We start from the raw sequence: 15,308 nt of genomic DNA, 5'->3' as shown, positions 1-15,308 counted from the left end.
CGGTGATATGGACGACAGAGGCCGTCGTGGTGCGCGTCGTGCGCTATGGCGAGCGCGACGCCATCCTGACGCTCTTGACGGAAACCGGGATCGTGACGGCCATGGCGAGAGGCGGCGCGCGGCCGGCCGGGCGGTTGTCTGCGGCTGCGCGCCTGTGTGCGCAAGGGACGTACGTGCTGTATCAGGGGCGGGGGATGGGTGACGTGCGGCAAGCCGAGATCGCCCGCCAGCGCCGGGCCTTGCACGAGGACGTGGTCAAGGCGGCCTACGCCGCGTATCTCTGCGATCTCGCCAGCCGCGCTGTTCCGGAGCGGCCCGACGCGCCCCCGGCGGCATATCGGCAGTTTGTGGCGGTGTTGGACGGCTTGGAGGCGGACCGGGTGCCGGCCGACGTGCTCGCGCGCGCCTTTGAGCTCAAGGTGTGCGCGTGGCTCGGGGTGGGGCCGGATTGGCGCGCGTGCATCCGGTGCGGCGCGTCGCTTGCCGAGACCGGCGAAGCGCCTCGATACGATCCGCGGGAGGGCGGGCTCATCTGCGCCCGATGCGCGAGCCTTTTCACCTCCGCGGCCGCATCGAGCTGGCCGGTGCCGCGCAAGATTTCGACCGTTCTCCACCTGTTGGAACGTGCGGATATCGCGAAGCTTCATCGAGTCGATCTTTCTGGCGCCATGCGGGATGCGCTGTCGCGCATTCTCGCACATCAACTTCGGGAATTCGCAGGCGTGGGAGGGCGTGCGCGCCAAGTGCTCGACGACATGGTGGCGTCCCTCACGGATCCCCCGGGCGAAGATGGCGGCTGTCTCGACACATAAGCGGCATGCAGAAGCCATAAACTGATTCGGGGATGGAGAAGAGGATAAATTTGACTTGGGGCGTCGATACTAGGCATGTCTCAAAGCTCGCTTCCGGGGACGCCGCAAGCTTCGAGAGAAGCCTGTTTGTCGATTCGTGTCGAGAAAGAGACAAGTTTTTGCGGATAGGAGGAAAGTGTCCTACTTTGTAGAATACGTGAATAGGCACCGGCGGACCACCAGAAGACCCGTGGATGGGGCGACGCCGGATAGGGGGTGCAGTGATGAACGTTCCAGAGACGTTCATAGACACGCTGCGCCAGAAGGTCGACATCGTCGAAGTCATCAGCGAGTACGTGCCCCTGCGCAAATCGGGGCGCTCGTACGTCGGTCTTTGCCCATTCCACAATGAGCGCACGCCTTCGTTCTCCGTGTCGCCCGAACGCCAAGTGTATCATTGTTTCGGATGCGGAGCCGGCGGCACCGTGTTCCGCTTTCTCATGGACATCGAGGGCATCTCGTTTGCGGAGACCGTGACGCTTCTGGCCGAGCGCTGCGGCATCCCCCTGCCCGATTCGCTTCACGCGTCCGCTCCGCGCTCGCCAAAGCTCGAGCGGTATCGGCAGGTGCACGATCTGGCCGCAAAAGCGTTCAACCACATTCTAATGAATACAGATGCTGGAGTGCAAGCCCTTCATTATCTTCTTTCGCGCGGAATTTCACGCACGACCATGGCCAACTTTCAATTGGGCTACGCTCCCCCGTCCGGCCGCGCCATGATGTCGTTCCTCCAGCAGAAGGGGTTCTCCGCCGAAGATCTCATCGCGTGCGGGCTCGCGGTCGATCTCGGCGGCGAATTGGTGGATCGGTTTCGCGGCCGCGTGATCATCCCCATCGCGGACCGGCGAGGGCACATCGTCGCATTCGGGGCGCGGGCGCTCGATGACGACGCCAAACCCAAATACCTGAATTCGCCTGAGTATGAACTGTTTCACAAGGGCAGGATGCTCTTCAACATCCATCGCGCCCGAAAGGCCATTCGCCGGGAGCGCAGGGCCCTGTTGCTGGAAGGCTACATGGATGTCCTGGCGGTTGCGCAGGCGGGCATCGAGAGCGCGGTTGCGACGCTCGGCACGAGTTTGACGGAAGAACAGGCCCAGTTGCTCAAGGCCGACTGCGACAAGGTCGTGATCGCCTACGACGGGGACGAGGCCGGGCGCAAGGCTACGGTTCGCGCCATCGACGTCCTCGAGCAGGCCGGGCTTACACCTGTGGTGCTGCGGTTGCCGGACGGCATGGATCCGGACGAATACATCCGGGCGCACGGCGCGCGGGCGTTTGAGCGCATGTTGTCCGAATCGACGTGGACCGCGGTCCAGTTCCTCATCGAGGATATGCGCGCTCGAGCGGAGTGGGTGAGTCCCGCCGGGCGGACGGAGTTCCTGCGGCAGGTGCTCCGGCTGCTTGCGGAGCGAGCGAGCCCAGTGGAGCAGGAATATCAGTTGCGAAATTTGTCACAGGAATTTAACCTCTCTGTCGAAACGTTGAAGGAGGAGATGCGCGCTTTCGCGAAACCATTAAGGCGTCGTTCTCCTTCGAGAGAAGAGGTCGCACCTTGGGCCAACTCGCCGCGCGCCGCCAAAGGAAAGGATCAGGTGAGCCTGCGCATCCTCCAGGCTGCGCTGTTCAGCCAGGAGGCGGCGGAGTATCTGATGGAGAAGGGCGTGACCGAACTCGCTCATCCGCTGCACACGGCGCTTTTATCGCACGTGTACTCGTGGCGGCTCGAACAGCCGGGACAACCGCCCTCCGCGTTCCTCGACCGCCTCGAGGACGAGGAGTTGGTTCGCCTGGCCTCTTCGCTCCTGTTTGACGAACCTCCCGAGATCTCGGTGGAGCTTGTGGAGGATTACCTGAGGGCGCTGGAGCTCTTCAGGTTGGAACAGGAGTTGAAGGAGAAGGTGCGCGCGTGGAACGAGGCCGAGGCGGCGGGCGACGTAGAGAAGAGTAGAGAGATGAAGCTGCAAGTGGAGTGGATTCAGAGCCAGATGGCAACCATGAAGCAGCCCCGCGCGCTCCACGCCGAATGACGGGTTGCGCCGAATGGGGTAAAGGAGGCGGGGAACATGGCGAAGACGAATAACGAAATCCGCGACGAGGATCAGGGTATCACCCTTCAGGAAGCGAAGCAGCAGTTGATTGAGCTGGGCAAAAAGCAAGGCTCGTTGACATATGAGGAGATCTCGGATCGTCTCAGCTCGTTCGACATGGACGCCGACGCCATGGACGATTTCTTTGAGCAGCTGGCGGAACTCGGCATTGATGTCGTGAATGAGCGGGACGAGGACGGTGGACGCGAGGACGACGATTACGATCTCGACGATCTATCCGTCCCGCCCGGCGTGAAAATTTCTGATCCGGTCCGGATGTACCTGAAGGAAATTGGGCGCGTGCCGCTCTTGTCGGCGCAGGAGGAGATTGAGCTCGCGAAGCGCATCGAGCAGGGAGACGAAGAGGCGAAGCAGCGCTTGGCGGAGGCCAACCTGCGCCTTGTCGTCAGCATCGCGAAGCGGTACGTCGGGCGCGGCATGCTGTTTCTCGACCTGATCCAGGAGGGCAACCTGGGGTTGCTCAAGGCGGTCGAGAAGTTTGACTACCGAAAGGGATACAAGTTCAGCACGTACGCCACGTGGTGGATCCGGCAGGCCATCACGCGGGCCATCGCGGATCAGGCGCGCACCATCCGCATTCCGGTGCACATGGTCGAGACCATCAACAAGCTGATCCGCGTCTCCCGCCAGCTCCTTCAGGAGTTGGGGCGTGAACCCACGCCGGAGGAAATTGCCGCCGAGATGGATTTGACACCGGAAAAGGTGCGCGAGATCCAGAAGATCGCGCAGGAACCGGTATCGCTGGAGACGCCCATTGGCGAGGAGGACGACTCGCACCTCGGCGACTTCATCCCGGACGACGAGGCGCCTGCTCCGGCTGATGCCGCGGCTTACGAGCTCCTGAAGGAGCAGTTGGAGGACGTGCTGGATACCCTCACGGAGCGCGAGGAAAACGTGCTGCGGCTGCGCTTCGGGCTGGATGACGGCCGCACGCGCACCCTCGAAGAAGTCGGGAAAGTGTTCGGGGTGACGCGCGAGCGGATCCGCCAGATTGAGGCCAAGGCGCTGCGCAAGCTGCGCCATCCGAGCCGAAGCAAGCGGCTCAAGGACTTCCTCGAGTGAGGATGGTGTTACCTCGCGCACGGTACAGGCTGCTCGTCTCGTCAGGGGCGTGGCGGCCTGATTTCGTTTCCGGGGAATGCGAGTGGTACCCTCCACGTGGACGCTCCTCGCCGCCGGTCTATCGCTCTCCGCACGCGCGTATCGTGGAACAGGAGACGGCGATGGGCGGGTGGGGACGACGTGGCCTGGTTCTGGATGTGCCTGTTGGCCTGTGGGGTGGCAGCCCTGGGGTCGCTCGTGTTTCTCGTTCGGTTCGCCGAGCGGCTCAAGCACGAAGGGAGGTCTCAGCGTCCCGCGCGAAGCGACGTCGGCGTGGTGCTCGGCGCGTATACGGACGGCTTTGAGCCGAGTCCTCCGCTTGCGGCCAGGCTTCGGGTGGCCATCGCGCTCTACCGACAGGGCTACATCCGCGCCATTATCGTGAGCGGCGGTCAGGGGAAAAACGAGACCGTCCCCGAGGCGCGGAGCATGAAGCGCTTCCTCGTGATGAACGGCATTCCCGCGGAGGTCGTGCACGAAGAGCGGATGTCGACCAACACATGGGAAAATCTGTACCACACGAGCGCCATCATGCGCGACCGGGGGTATCACACGGCGGTCATCATCACCTCGGATTACCACCTGCCGCGGGCCCTCGCCGTCGCTCGCATGCTCGGCATGGAGGCGACCGGCTGCGGCGCAGCGTCCACCCGAGGGGAGTTTCGCGCTGCCGTGCGCGAGGTGTTTGCGCACATCGAGTACTTGTTGCGGGGACGGCAGGCCCCGTTTTGGCAAGCGTGAGTTCAGTCAAACGTAAGTTTTTTCAGGATGGAGAGGGACGATGGCCATGGATTTGGGCCCGCGCCTCAGGGCCGTGGCGCAACTTGCGCTCCCGTGTGAAACCCTAGCCGACATCGGCACGGACCACGCCTATTTGCCGCTTTTTGCGCTGGAGGAAGGCATGGTCCGCCGCGCCATCGCGACCGACGTGCGCGAGGGGCCGCTGTCCCGCGCCCGCGCGCACCTGGCGGCCCGTGGCCTTCTCCCGCGCGTGTCTCTCCGCCTCGGGGACGGTCTCGAGCCCCTTCAGGTCGGTGAGGCGGACGTGATTGTGTCCGCGGGGCTCGGGGGGCGCGCACAGGCGGACATGGTGGCTCGCCGCGAGGAGGTCGCTCGTTCGGCGCGCCGGCTCGTGTTCCAACCCATGGGCGGCGGCCACGTCTTGCGTCAGACGCTGTATCGCCTCGGGTTTCATCTCGCCGCGGAGGTGGCGGTCTGCGAGGCGGACAAGCCGTACGAGATCGTCGCCGCGGAATACCGGGGCGGCCCGGATCCCGCGTACCGGGCGGCGCTTCCGGCCTTGTGCGATCGCGGCCTCAGGCCAGACGAAGCCTGGGAGGCACTTTGGATGGTGGGGCCGCTTTTGTGTCAAACGAATGACCCTTGCCTTCGCCGCCGGATTGAGGGCGAGACCAGGCGCACCGAGCGAGCCATGGCCCGCGTCGAGCGCGCCGGGGACCCCACTTCGCACGCGGCGAAGCTGGAGGTGCTCGCCAGGCGGCAGAAGATCTGGACTGCGCTTTTGGGCATGTGGGAGGAGGAGGGCACATGAAGGTGACGGTTGCCGACGTCGTGCGGGCGATGGACGCTATCGCGCCGCCGCACATGGCAATGGAGGGAGACCGCATTGGGCTTCAGCTGGGCGATCCCGGCCGTCCCGTCGAAAAGCTCGTCGTGACGCTCGAGGTCACGCCATCGGTGGCGGATCGCGCCGTCGCATGGGGTGCAGACATGATTGTTGCGCATCACGCGCTCCTCTTTCGCCCGCTGGCCGAACTTCGCTGGGACAAGCCGCGCCAGGCCATGATCGCGAAGCTCGTCGCACAACGCGTCGCGTTCTTCGCGGCGCACACAAATCTCGATTGCGCCCCAGGCGGGGTGAACGACGTGATTGCGGAACGCCTCGGCCTCGTCCGTCCAGAACTGCTCGACGTCACGGGGCGCGATCGGCTGGTCAAGCTTGTGGTCTTTGTCCCGACGTCGCACGTGGATGTGGTCCGCCAGGCGCTTGGCGACGCAGGCGCGGGCCACATCGGCGCGTATTCCCACTGCACCTTTGCGGCACCGGGAACGGGCTCCTTCAAGCCAGGGCCAGGCACCCATCCGTACATTGGCCAGGAAGGGAAGCTGGAGCTCGTGGATGAGGTGCGGCTCGAGACCATCGCCTACGAGCGCGATCTCGATCGCATCGTCGCGAGCATGCTTGCGGCGCATCCGTACGAGGAGGTGGCGTACGACGTCTACCCGCTCGCGGTGCCGGGCCGCGCGTTCGGCATCGGACGAGTCGGTGTGCTGCCAGAGCCCATGGAACTCGAGGCGTTTGTGGATCTGGTCCGCCTAGCGTTCCACCTGCCGCATCTCCGCTACGCCGGCCACCCGCGGTCGCGCGTGCAGAAGGTGGCGCTGCTTGGGGGCTCGGGAAGCGGGTGGATTCCCCACGCGTTGGCCCAAGGCGCCGACGTGTTCGTGACGGCAGACGTGAGTCACCATCAGGCGGCGGACGCCGTGCACGACGGGCTCGCCATTGTCGACGTGCCCCACGCGGCCCTCGAGGCGCCGGTCTGCGAAGGGGTCGCCCGGCGCCTGAGCGATGCGCTGGGCCCGTCGGTGGAGGTCCGCGTCGACGTCGAAGGCGTCGATCCGTGGCGCTTCGTGTGAGACATCAGCCGGATCGCAGGGCGCGGAGAATGGCGCGGTTGGCCGCTTCGTTCTTCCGGATCTCGCTAAGGGATCGGGCGGTCACCGCGCCGACGGGCGAGATCGGCCATTCGCCGCACAGGTCGACGCCCACGATGCGCCGATGGCGCCGAAGGGCGACGAGCGCGTACAGAAGCGTGCGAAGGCGCATGCTGCCCCCGTCCCAGTCGGTCGCCGCGTCGGCCGGGTCCAGGACGTCTTTGTCGACGCTGATGTACACGGGATACCGGCCTGCGGCTTCCAAGATGCGATGCGCGAGTCTGCGCGGGGATGACCATCGCTTGAGATCCTCTTCGCCGATGACAATGACGTCACTCTGCCGTCGGCCGAGATCGCTCAACTCGCTCGCGTCGCGGGCGCCGACGATCACGACGCGGCGCAGACGTTGAATTCGGGAGAGCGCGCGCCTGACCCAGTTCCCGCAGGATAACAGGGGCGGTTCGACGGCGCAGTCGGTGTGGTGGTCGAACAGGACGAGCGAGAACGGCTCCTGGCATTCGCGGAGAAGGAAGTACGTCACATAGTGGTACGTGCCGCTGCCGATGAGCGTGACGCCGCGATAGGCTCTTTGCGCGAGGCGCCGCTCGATGGCGCGTGCCGCGAACGGATCGCACATGCCGTGGGTGCCTGGAATGTCGTCCAGGTGAACGATTTCGTGCGCCGGGGGCAGGGGAAGCGATTGGACGGACAAGCTTTCGTCCAAGTGAAGGACGGTGACGCCAGAACTTTGCGGCAACAAGATGATCCACTCCTTTCAAGCGCCTTGATCTTGAAACGGTGTCTCATCCGGAGCGCAGAGCTGGACTCCTCTTTACCATAGCAAAGAAGGGGCCGCCGTGCACAGAAGCAGGGCGGTCAATGGGCGCATGCGTGCGGTCCAGATCGACAGCGTATTTGCTGTGAGTTGTCGTGCGCTCGATGTCGTCCGAACCCATCCTATCAATTTGCCCTGATCTTATCCTGCTATATCGCGTGGATTTCGGGAACCACAGTTGGTTGCTTGACTGGCCGTGCAATTCCTAATTCGGTTTCTGGTATCCTGCAGTTTTCGCTTCCTGCGCTGTCATCGCGCTCTTGTTTCTGAATTACAGAAAATGGACATCCCTGCTTGCTGCCGCATGCGGCGCTGCTTTGGCCATTCTTTTTCAATATCTGGAGCTCAAGAGTTTGGGGATCATCGTCGGCGCCATGGTCGGCTCAGCGATAGGGACGCTGTGTTCGAAGTGGAGAACTTCACCTTCAGAATAAGGAGCATTGGTGGGATGGGTTAGGGTCTCATAGATGCACGCACATCGGTGGGGTCTCCATGAATCCATAAGTCGACACGGTGGCAAGTGTGTCCTTCGGGTTCGCACGACCTTGCGCGACCACATGGCGCAATGAGGTTCCCTACGACAACTTGACACGGACGCACCGAAATCCTCCATTGCACCGCGGGCCAATTCCGAGTATACTCTCCATGCTGATGCGAAGAAGTAAGCCGGGCAATCGCCGGTGCGAGCCGCGAGGCTGCACGGGAGGAAAGTCCGAGCTCCACAGGGCAGGGTGCCGGATAACGTCCGGCGAGAGCGATCTCAGGGAAAGTGCCACAGAAATGCAGACCGCCGATGGCTCGTTCGAGCACAGGCAAGGGTGCAACGGTGCGGTAAGAGCGCACCAGCAGTCCGGAGACGGGCTGGCTAGGTAAACCCCACCCGGAGCAAGACCAAGTAGGGGCGCAGATGCGGTGGCCCGCCGCGCGCCCGGGTTGGTCGCTGGAGCCGGCTGGCAACAGTCGGCCTAGATAGATGATTGCCACTCCAGACGTGCGAGGCGTCATGCCGCTTGCAGCACAGGAGGACAGAACTCGGCTTACAGGCTTGCTTCTTCGCGTACATATCGTCGAGGAGCCGACATCACCCAGGTTGGGTGATGTTTTCGTATGACGCTTGGATAGGGCGCCCGACAGGCGCACAGGAGGCATGCATGGAAACGGAATGGGTGGTTTCTCGCCTCGGTGAGGCGGAGCGCGCCGCGTGGCAGCACGTGGTGGAATCAGTGGGATGGCGGTTTGTGGCGGTGGAGGTCGACCTCTTGTTCGCGGCCGGCGAGGCGTGGGGCGCGTACGTGGATGGCCAACTCGCGGGCGTCGCCAGCGTCTATCGGTACGGTCAGAGCCTCGCGTGGCTTGGGAACATGGCCGTCTTGCCGGAGTTGCAGCGCAAGGGCATTGGCAGCAAACTGATCGATCACGTCCTTCGCCAGCTTGAGCGCCAGGCGGGGCCCATCCCGGTGGGGCTCGTGGCCCGCAGGGAACTTGCGCCGCTCTACGCTCGGTTCGGCTTCCGCTCGGTGGGCGAGGTGGTGCGACTTGGGGCAGAGCGGGTGCTCGTGCCTCACTTGCCCCAAGAGCCGCTCGGCGTGGAAAGTCGAGACGCCGCGTGGCAGAGCGACTTCAGCCGCCTGGACCAGCGCGCTTTCGGGGCGGATCGCTCGGAACTTCTCCAGCGCGTAGTGCGCTTGGCGGACAAGGCCATCGCGGTGCGAGATGACGCTGGCGAAGCTCAAGGCATGGGCGTAGCGCTCGCGTCGGAGCGCGCCATGAGGTTGGGGCCCATCGTGGCGCAAAACGACATCATGGCGCTCAATCTGCTGCACCTGTTGGCGGAAGATGCGGAGGGGCCGGTCGTGATCGATGTGCCATCCGAACGAGCCTCCTTCCTGCATCGGTTGCGGAAGCTCGGATTTGAGGAGCAGATGTCCTCGGTCATCATGCTGCGCGGTGCGCCGAGGCCTCCTGGCCATCGAGAGCACCTCTATGCGCTGCTGCGGCCTGCGTTCGGATGAGCGCGGGCCGTTTTCCGTTGGGAGGAATTTGCCGCGATGTACCGAATACCATCTTCCCATAGTCGTCTTTGTCGCGCGATTCCGAAAATGTGCAATGGGAGGAAACACACCATGTCCATTCGCGCGCTCGCCTGGATTCCGATTCTCTGTATCTTCGTCGGCGTGGTCTTCGCAAATCGCACGTATCCCATCGTTCTCGGCATGCCGTTTTTGTTTTTCTACATAGTGGCATGTATCATTCTCTCCTCGCTTGTGATGGCCATCGTGTACGCGCTCGATCCGGCGAACCGGAAGGGGGAGTAAGCCATGACGAGCGCACCTCTCGTCATCATCGCCGTCACCATCGCAATCGCGTTTGTCCTCGCGCTGTTGTCCCGGGCCAAGAAACGCATGGATCTCGAGCAGTGGGCCGTTGCCGGGCGAGGATTTGGGGCTTTGTTTGTCTTCCTGCTGTTGGCGGGAGAGATTTACACGACGTTCACCTTCCTCGGCGGAAGTGGGTGGGCCTATGGCACGGGTGGGCCAGCTACGTACATTTTGGCGTATGGGGCCGTGGCCTATGTCCTCTCGTATTTTCTGCTGCCGCCCATCTGGCGCTATGCGAAGGAACGACAACTCCTCTCCCAGCCCGACTTCTTCACGGCGCAGTTCGGCAGCCGCGTTCTCGGCGCGTTGGTCGCTCTAGTCGGCGTGATTGCCCTTGTGCCTTATCTGCAGTCGCAGATGACCGGGCTTGGACTCATTGTGCAGATGGCATCCTACGGCCGCCTGCCAGAAACCTGGGCCATTGCCATCGCGATGCTGGTGCTCGCCACGTACGTGACGTTGAGCGGCGTCCACGGGACGGCGTGGACAGCCGTGTTGAAGGATCTGGCCATTCTCGCAGTCGTCGTGGCCGTGGGCGTCATCTTGCCTGCCCGAGTGGGCGGTTTACACGCGATGTTCACGAGCATCGCACACCTGCGCCCGGGATTTTTGCAATTGGGCGCCAAAGGGATGGGCGTGCCGTGGTTCATCTCGACGGTGGCACTCACTGGGCTTGGCTTCTACATGTGGCCTCACGCCTTTGGGGCGGTGTACACGGCCAAGCATGAGCGGGTGTTTCGGCGCAATGCCACGTTTCTTCCGCTTTATCAGTTGATCCTCCTGTTCGTGTTCTTTGCCGGGTTCGCCGCGATTCTGATTGTGCCCGGTCTGAAGAATAGCAACTTGGCCCTTCTGGCCGCTGTGCAGCACGTGTTTCCAACGTGGGCGGTGGGCGTGATCGGTGGTGCCGGAGTTCTGACGGCTATGGTCCCGGGATCCCTCATGCTGATGACCGCGGGGACCCTCGTCGCCGAGAACCTTTACCGACCCTTCCGGCCCAGCGCGACGCATTCGGAAATTCAGGTGGTGGCCCGAGTCGTGGTTTGGGTCGTCGCTGCGGTCACGTTCTTGTTCTCCATCCACTCAAACGCAGCTATCGTGGCGCTTCTTCTGATGGGCTATAACTTTGTGACCCAGTTCTTTCCGACCGTCGTCTTGTGCGTATGGCGGCGCTCGTGGGTCACCTTGCCGGGCGCCGTCTGCGGGATTTTGGCAGGCGTGCTGCTGGTGGCCTATTTTGCGCTCACCGACCACACCATCGTGGCCGGACTCAACAGCGGATTCCTGGCTCTCATCGCGAACTTCGTCGTGACGCTCGTGGTGTCCGCCGTCACTCGCTCGTGGGAGGCGCGCCGCATGGGCCAAGGAAACGCACCTGCGCAAGTCCAAGCGGCGAGTGGATTCGAGACCTGATGCGTCTCAGTTTAGGCCGTGCCGAGAACCAAGACGGGCCGGGGCAAAGGTTCAGGCCTTGACCCCGAGCCCGTAGTGGTACACCATGGTGCCACCGAGGTGGCCCGCCAACGTGACGAAGACGCACGCAACCAGGGCGGCGCCCGCGGCGAGCCATGACACGCGGGCGCGCCTCGTTCCGAACGCGAACTGAAGCGCCACGGCCACCACCTGGAAGATCCCTGTCCACAACCCGTCCTCCTTGTGCGTGTGCAGCAAGGGAGCGACCGGTTCGGGAATCCTCGCCAGGTACGATTCGCTCACGACGCCGGCGATCGCCGCCGACGCGGTGGCGACAATGCCGAGCAGCAGGAGATACAAAAACGCGCGAGACCAAAACGGCGTCTGGCGGAAGACGCCCACGAGCCCCGCGGCTCCGGCGAGATACGCGATAGCGATGGTGAAGTGCACCACCATGGGATGGATGGTGCTCGGAAGCAGATGTTCAAGCCCAGTCAACCTACGCCCCTCCGTTTCATGTCCAGCTCATCATCATGCCGGACCCACTTCAAAATGGGATTGGAACGGCGCGATTCCAAGCGGATTTCAAGCTACGCCGCGTATCGTCATGAGGGACGTTTGGGTCTGCGGTATGGGTTGGAGGAACGTATGCGCATTCTTCTCGTCGAAGACGACCGCGGTTTGAGCCAGGCACTCGCAGAACTTCTGCGCGAGGAGTCGTTTCAAGTCGATGTGGCGTACGACGGCGAGGAGGGGTTGTACCTCGCTGAGACCGGCGTGTACGACGCCCTCGTCGTCGACGTCATGTTGCCGGGATTGTCCGGCTACGATCTCGTCCGATCCCTGCGGGACAAGCGCCTGCACGTCCCCGTGTTGTTTCTCACGGCGCTCGGCGATGTCGATCACCGCGTACAGGGACTCAACGCCGGTGGCGACGACTACCTGCCGAAGCCGTTTGCCACGGAGGAGTTTCTGGCGAGGCTCCGCGCCCTGTTGCGCCGCAACCGCGAACTGGGGACGGACATGACGCTTCGCTCGGGCCCCCTGGTCCTGGACCCGCTCGCGCGCCGCGTTACGTATGGGGACGAGCCCGTCAAGCTCAGCGACAAGGAGTTCGATCTGCTCGAATACCTGCTCAGCCATCGCGGGCAGATTCTCACGCGCGAGCGCATTTTCAACCGCGTGTGGGGTATCGATTCGGACGTCATGGATACGACCGTGGATCTGTACGTCCACTACCTGCGCAAGAAACTTCAGCCGTTCGGCTACGATGCGGCGATTCGCACCATCCGCAACGTCGGGTACATGTGGAGTGACCCTTGAGTGTTTCGAAAGACTGCCTTGCGCCTCGTGCTTCTGTACACCGCCGTCTTCGCCAGCATCCTCCTTCTGTTTAGTGTCGTGGTCTATGCATTTACCGATCATCGCGTGCGCGCGGACGAGATCGCCACGATGAACAACGCCGCGGCCAACCTGCGCGCGTGCCGCGACGAACAGATCCTGCCGGGCGATCACGGCGGGGGCGAGGCTCCCCTCCTTCACCGAGGCCATGCGCCTGATCCAGGTCCCGACGGCGATCGATTGCTCGCGGAGGTGGACGAGACCCGCGAACAACACCTCGTCTACCTGTTGCTCGCGGGGACGCGGGTCGTATCCCAGACGCCAATCGGTAGCTTCACGGCGGCTGAAGCTTCCGCGCTGGCCAAGGAGGGACTCGGCGCTTACCCCCGCGAGGTCAACGTTGCGGGTGTGCCGTATCTGGGGATGAGCGTGGCGCTGCCTCGGCCAGTTCGAGTGGGGGACGCGAACGTCGACGAGGTCCTCCTGCTCTACAATCGGGCCCAGGATGTCGCCTTCTTGCGCGAGCTCTTGACCATCCTCAGCGTTTCCGCCGGATTGTTCGCCGTGGCGTCCGCTGGCGCTGGCTTTGTGCTGGCTTCGCGCGCGCTTCGCCCGATTCGGCGAAGCTTCGAAGATGAGCGGCGGTTCGTCGCCAATGCGTCCCACGAACTTCGGACGCCGCTCGCCGTCATGCGGCTGCAGATCGACCGCATGTTTCGCCATCCGGGGGAGACCATCTTGGATATGAGCGAGGTGGTCGCCTCGCTGGATCGGGAGACGGCCCGCCTGCAGAGATTGGTGAATGACCTGCTCGCGCTCGCCAAGGCCGACGAAGGCGAGGCGGTGCTGCGGCTGAAGCCGGTCGATCTCGCCGCGCTCGCACGGGAGTCCGCGCGCAGGTTCGCGCCCTTCGCCGAGGAAAAGGGGGTCGAGCTTCGCGTCCTCGCGAACGAAGCGCAGGCCGTCGCCGATCCGGACCGGATCTTGGAGCTTTTCAGCATCTTGGTGGACAACGCCATCGCCTTCACGCCGGCCGGTGGCTCGGTGGAGATCGACAGCCACACGTCTGGGGGAGACGCGGTCCTCGCCGTTCGGGACACGGGCCGGGGTATTCCTCCCGAACACTTGCCTCGCGTGTTTGATCGGTTCTATCAGGTCGATCCGTCCCGCACCACGCGCGGCGCGGGTCTCGGGCTGTCCATCGCCAAGTGGATTGCCGAGGCCCACGGCGGGCAGATCCGCATCTTCAGCCCTGGCTCGCACGGCACAGGGACGGAGGTCGAAGTGCGCCTGCCCAAACGCGGCCCCAGAGACCTCAAGAAGGGCCGTTTTGCCCGCCTGCTCGCCATGTGCTATAAAAAGAATAGTTCTTAACCAAGGAAAAGCGGGTGGGCTCTCCGGAGCCTCCGCGAACTGCCGAAGGGAGCAGGCTACATGGCTCATTTGTTCACGCCGTATTCCATCCGGAACCTCGAACTCAAGAACCGCATTGTGATGGCGCCCATGTGCCAGTACTCCGTGACGGCCAAGGACGGCAAGCCAAACGACTGGCATTTCACGCACTACACGAGCCGAGCCGTGGGTGGCGCCGGGCTCATCATCGTGGAGATGACCGACGTCGAGCCGGACGGGCGAATCACGGATTACGATCTCGGCCTGTGGTCGGACGATCACATTCCGCCATTTCAGCGCATCGTCGACGCATGCCACGCGCACGGAGCGAAGATCGGCATCCAGATTGCGCATGCCGGCAGGAAGGCGGAGGACGCGCCTGTGCCCGTGGCACCGTCTCCTATCCGCTTCGACGGGCCGCAGTACAAGACGCCGCGAGAACTGTCGACCGACGAAGTGAAGCAGATGGTAGAGAAGTTTGCCGCGGCCGCGCGCAGGGCAGTCAAGGCTGGATTTGACGTCATTGAGCTGCACGGTGCGCACGGCTACCTCATCCACCAGTTCCACTCGCCGCTCACCAATCGGCGCAAGGACGCCTACGGCGAGGACCTGGCGCTGTTCGGCGTGGAGGTCATTCAAGCGGTGAAGGCTGAACTGCCTTCCGGGATGCCGCTTTTTGTGCGCGTCTCGGCCGTCGAATACGCGGACGGGGGCTACGACCTCGATCACGCGATCGAGATCTGCAGGCGATACCGGGACGCGGGAGCGGATGTCATCCACGTGTCGAGCGGCGGCGAGGGCCATCCCGGCGCGCGCCGACCCGGGAATTTTCCGGGCTTCCAGGTGCCCTACGCGCGACGCATCAAAGACGCGCTGCAGGTTCCCGTCATCGCCGTGGGCATGCTCGATCATCCTGCACTTGCCGAATCGATCGTCGCGAATGGAGACGCGGATTTGGTCGCGATCGCACGCGGGTTCCTGCGCGATCCGTACTGGCCCATTCACGCCGCCGTGGCCCTCGGAGAGAAACCGCAGGTTCCGGTTCAATACCAGCGCGCTTTTTGAGCGAAAAGCTGCACACGCGCCGCGCGAGGGGCGGCCCCGAACCGCCAGCCTGTCGGCTGGACCGCAAAGGGGCCAGCCCCCGCTTCTGTATCGGAGGCGATTCGGATGGGCAGGCCGGCGTGCCTCTGGTCGTGTGTGGAAATTG

14 protein-coding genes and 1 other RNA gene are annotated in these 15,308 nt (G+C 63.6%); 13 read left to right on the top strand and 2 right to left on the bottom strand.

Features of this window, described 5'->3' with window-relative positions; translation table 11 throughout:
- Positions 1-2 precede the first annotated feature (2 nt).
- The 6 genes from recO to AS26_RS03865 all read left to right on the top strand — a co-directional run bounded on the left by recO (position 3) and on the right by AS26_RS03865 (position 6,721).
- A complete protein-coding gene (gene recO, locus AS26_RS03890) occupies positions 3-812 on the top strand; it encodes a DNA repair protein RecO (protein ID WP_245629596.1) in 810 nt (269 codons plus the stop codon).
- A 263-nt stretch (positions 813-1,075) separates the two neighbouring features.
- The gene (dnaG, locus tag AS26_RS03885) at positions 1,076-2,881 is read left to right on the top strand and encodes a DNA primase (RefSeq protein WP_083515973.1); all 1,806 of its coding nucleotides are present in this window, start codon (positions 1,076-1,078) and stop codon (positions 2,879-2,881) included.
- A 36-nt stretch (positions 2,882-2,917) separates the two neighbouring features.
- On the top strand, positions 2,918-4,024 hold the full coding sequence (gene rpoD, locus AS26_RS03880; RefSeq protein WP_062306282.1) for an RNA polymerase sigma factor RpoD: 1,107 nt from the start codon (positions 2,918-2,920) through the stop codon (positions 4,022-4,024).
- A gap of 180 nt (positions 4,025-4,204) precedes the next feature.
- Positions 4,205-4,804: a YdcF family protein gene (locus AS26_RS03875; RefSeq protein ID WP_062306281.1), complete on the top strand. Its 600-nt coding sequence runs from the start codon at positions 4,205-4,207 to the stop codon at positions 4,802-4,804.
- A gap of 40 nt (positions 4,805-4,844) precedes the next feature.
- Complete coding sequence (locus AS26_RS03870; RefSeq protein ID WP_062306279.1) at positions 4,845-5,615, top strand: tRNA (adenine(22)-N(1))-methyltransferase; 771 nt, start codon at positions 4,845-4,847, stop codon at positions 5,613-5,615.
- Entirely contained in the window at positions 5,612-6,721 is a 1,110-nt protein-coding gene (locus AS26_RS03865) for a Nif3-like dinuclear metal center hexameric protein (RefSeq protein ID WP_062306278.1), read from the top strand. Before AS26_RS03870 ends, AS26_RS03865 begins: the two co-directional genes overlap by 4 nt.
- 4 nt (positions 6,722-6,725) lie before the next feature.
- Here AS26_RS03865 and AS26_RS03860 read toward each other — a convergent pair whose 3' ends face one another.
- Positions 6,726-7,499 (bottom strand): arginase family protein, encoded by a 774-nt coding sequence (locus AS26_RS03860; RefSeq protein ID WP_062306277.1) that lies wholly within the window; start codon positions 7,497-7,499, stop codon positions 6,726-6,728.
- A gap of 733 nt (positions 7,500-8,232) precedes the next feature.
- On the opposite strand from AS26_RS03860, the gene rnpB reads away from it, so the two are divergent.
- The 4 genes from rnpB to AS26_RS03840 all read left to right on the top strand — a co-directional run bounded on the left by rnpB (position 8,233) and on the right by AS26_RS03840 (position 11,365).
- An RNA gene (gene rnpB, locus AS26_RS03855) (RNase P RNA component class A) lies at positions 8,233-8,630 on the top strand.
- Between the two features lie 95 nt (positions 8,631-8,725).
- A complete protein-coding gene (locus AS26_RS03850; protein ID WP_062306275.1) occupies positions 8,726-9,586 on the top strand; it encodes a GNAT family N-acetyltransferase in 861 nt (286 codons plus the stop codon).
- Positions 9,587-9,697: 111 nt separating this feature from the next.
- A complete protein-coding gene (locus AS26_RS03845; RefSeq protein ID WP_062306274.1) occupies positions 9,698-9,889 on the top strand; it encodes a DUF3311 domain-containing protein in 192 nt (63 codons plus the stop codon).
- 3 nt (positions 9,890-9,892) lie between these two features.
- The gene (locus AS26_RS03840) at positions 9,893-11,365 is read left to right on the top strand and encodes a sodium:solute symporter family protein (protein ID WP_062306272.1); all 1,473 of its coding nucleotides are present in this window, start codon (positions 9,893-9,895) and stop codon (positions 11,363-11,365) included.
- A 51-nt stretch (positions 11,366-11,416) separates the two neighbouring features.
- Here AS26_RS03840 and AS26_RS03835 read toward each other — a convergent pair whose 3' ends face one another.
- A complete protein-coding gene (locus AS26_RS03835) occupies positions 11,417-11,863 on the bottom strand; it encodes a DUF2231 domain-containing protein (protein ID WP_062306271.1) in 447 nt (148 codons plus the stop codon).
- A gap of 150 nt (positions 11,864-12,013) precedes the next feature.
- Here AS26_RS03835 and AS26_RS03830 point away from each other — a divergent pair, with 150 nt between their 5' ends.
- Genes AS26_RS03830 through AS26_RS03820 form a run of 3 tightly spaced genes read left to right on the top strand, consistent with a single transcriptional unit; the run spans position 12,014 to position 15,163 of the window.
- A complete protein-coding gene (locus AS26_RS03830; protein ID WP_062306269.1) occupies positions 12,014-12,688 on the top strand; it encodes a response regulator transcription factor in 675 nt (224 codons plus the stop codon).
- Positions 12,689-14,080 carry a sensor histidine kinase gene (locus tag AS26_RS03825; protein WP_062306268.1) on the top strand — a complete coding sequence of 464 codons (1,392 nt, stop codon included), beginning with the start codon at positions 12,689-12,691 and terminating at the stop codon, positions 14,078-14,080.
- A gap of 60 nt (positions 14,081-14,140) precedes the next feature.
- Positions 14,141-15,163 carry an NADH:flavin oxidoreductase/NADH oxidase gene (locus tag AS26_RS03820; RefSeq protein WP_062306266.1) on the top strand — a complete coding sequence of 341 codons (1,023 nt, stop codon included), beginning with the start codon at positions 14,141-14,143 and terminating at the stop codon, positions 15,161-15,163.
- Positions 15,164-15,308 lie beyond the last annotated feature (145 nt).

Source organism: Alicyclobacillus sendaiensis NBRC 100866, assembly GCF_001552675.1.
GTDB lineage: Bacteria > Bacillota > Bacilli > Alicyclobacillales > Alicyclobacillaceae > Alicyclobacillus > Alicyclobacillus sendaiensis.
This window is presented reverse-complemented; position numbering and strand designations above follow the sequence as displayed.

What these genes read in the sequence shown, in the direction of transcription:
- dnaG (WP_083515973.1), top strand. Translation starts at nt 1,076, where the DNA reads ATGAACGTTCCAGAGACGTTCATAGACACGCTGCGCCAGAAGGTCGAC.
- AS26_RS03865 (WP_062306278.1), top strand. Translation starts at nt 5,612, where the DNA reads ATGAAGGTGACGGTTGCCGACGTCGTGCGGGCGATGGACGCTATCGCG.
- AS26_RS03820 (WP_062306266.1), top strand. Translation starts at nt 14,141, where the DNA reads ATGGCTCATTTGTTCACGCCGTATTCCATCCGGAACCTCGAACTCAAG.
- rpoD (WP_062306282.1), top strand. Translation starts at nt 2,918, where the DNA reads ATGGCGAAGACGAATAACGAAATCCGCGACGAGGATCAGGGTATCACC.
- AS26_RS03850 (WP_062306275.1), top strand. Translation starts at nt 8,726, where the DNA reads ATGGAAACGGAATGGGTGGTTTCTCGCCTCGGTGAGGCGGAGCGCGCC.
- AS26_RS03870 (WP_062306279.1), top strand. Translation starts at nt 4,845, where the DNA reads ATGGCCATGGATTTGGGCCCGCGCCTCAGGGCCGTGGCGCAACTTGCG.
- AS26_RS03845 (WP_062306274.1), top strand. Translation starts at nt 9,698, where the DNA reads ATGTCCATTCGCGCGCTCGCCTGGATTCCGATTCTCTGTATCTTCGTC.
- AS26_RS03840 (WP_062306272.1), top strand. Translation starts at nt 9,893, where the DNA reads ATGACGAGCGCACCTCTCGTCATCATCGCCGTCACCATCGCAATCGCG.
- AS26_RS03830 (WP_062306269.1), top strand. Translation starts at nt 12,014, where the DNA reads ATGCGCATTCTTCTCGTCGAAGACGACCGCGGTTTGAGCCAGGCACTC.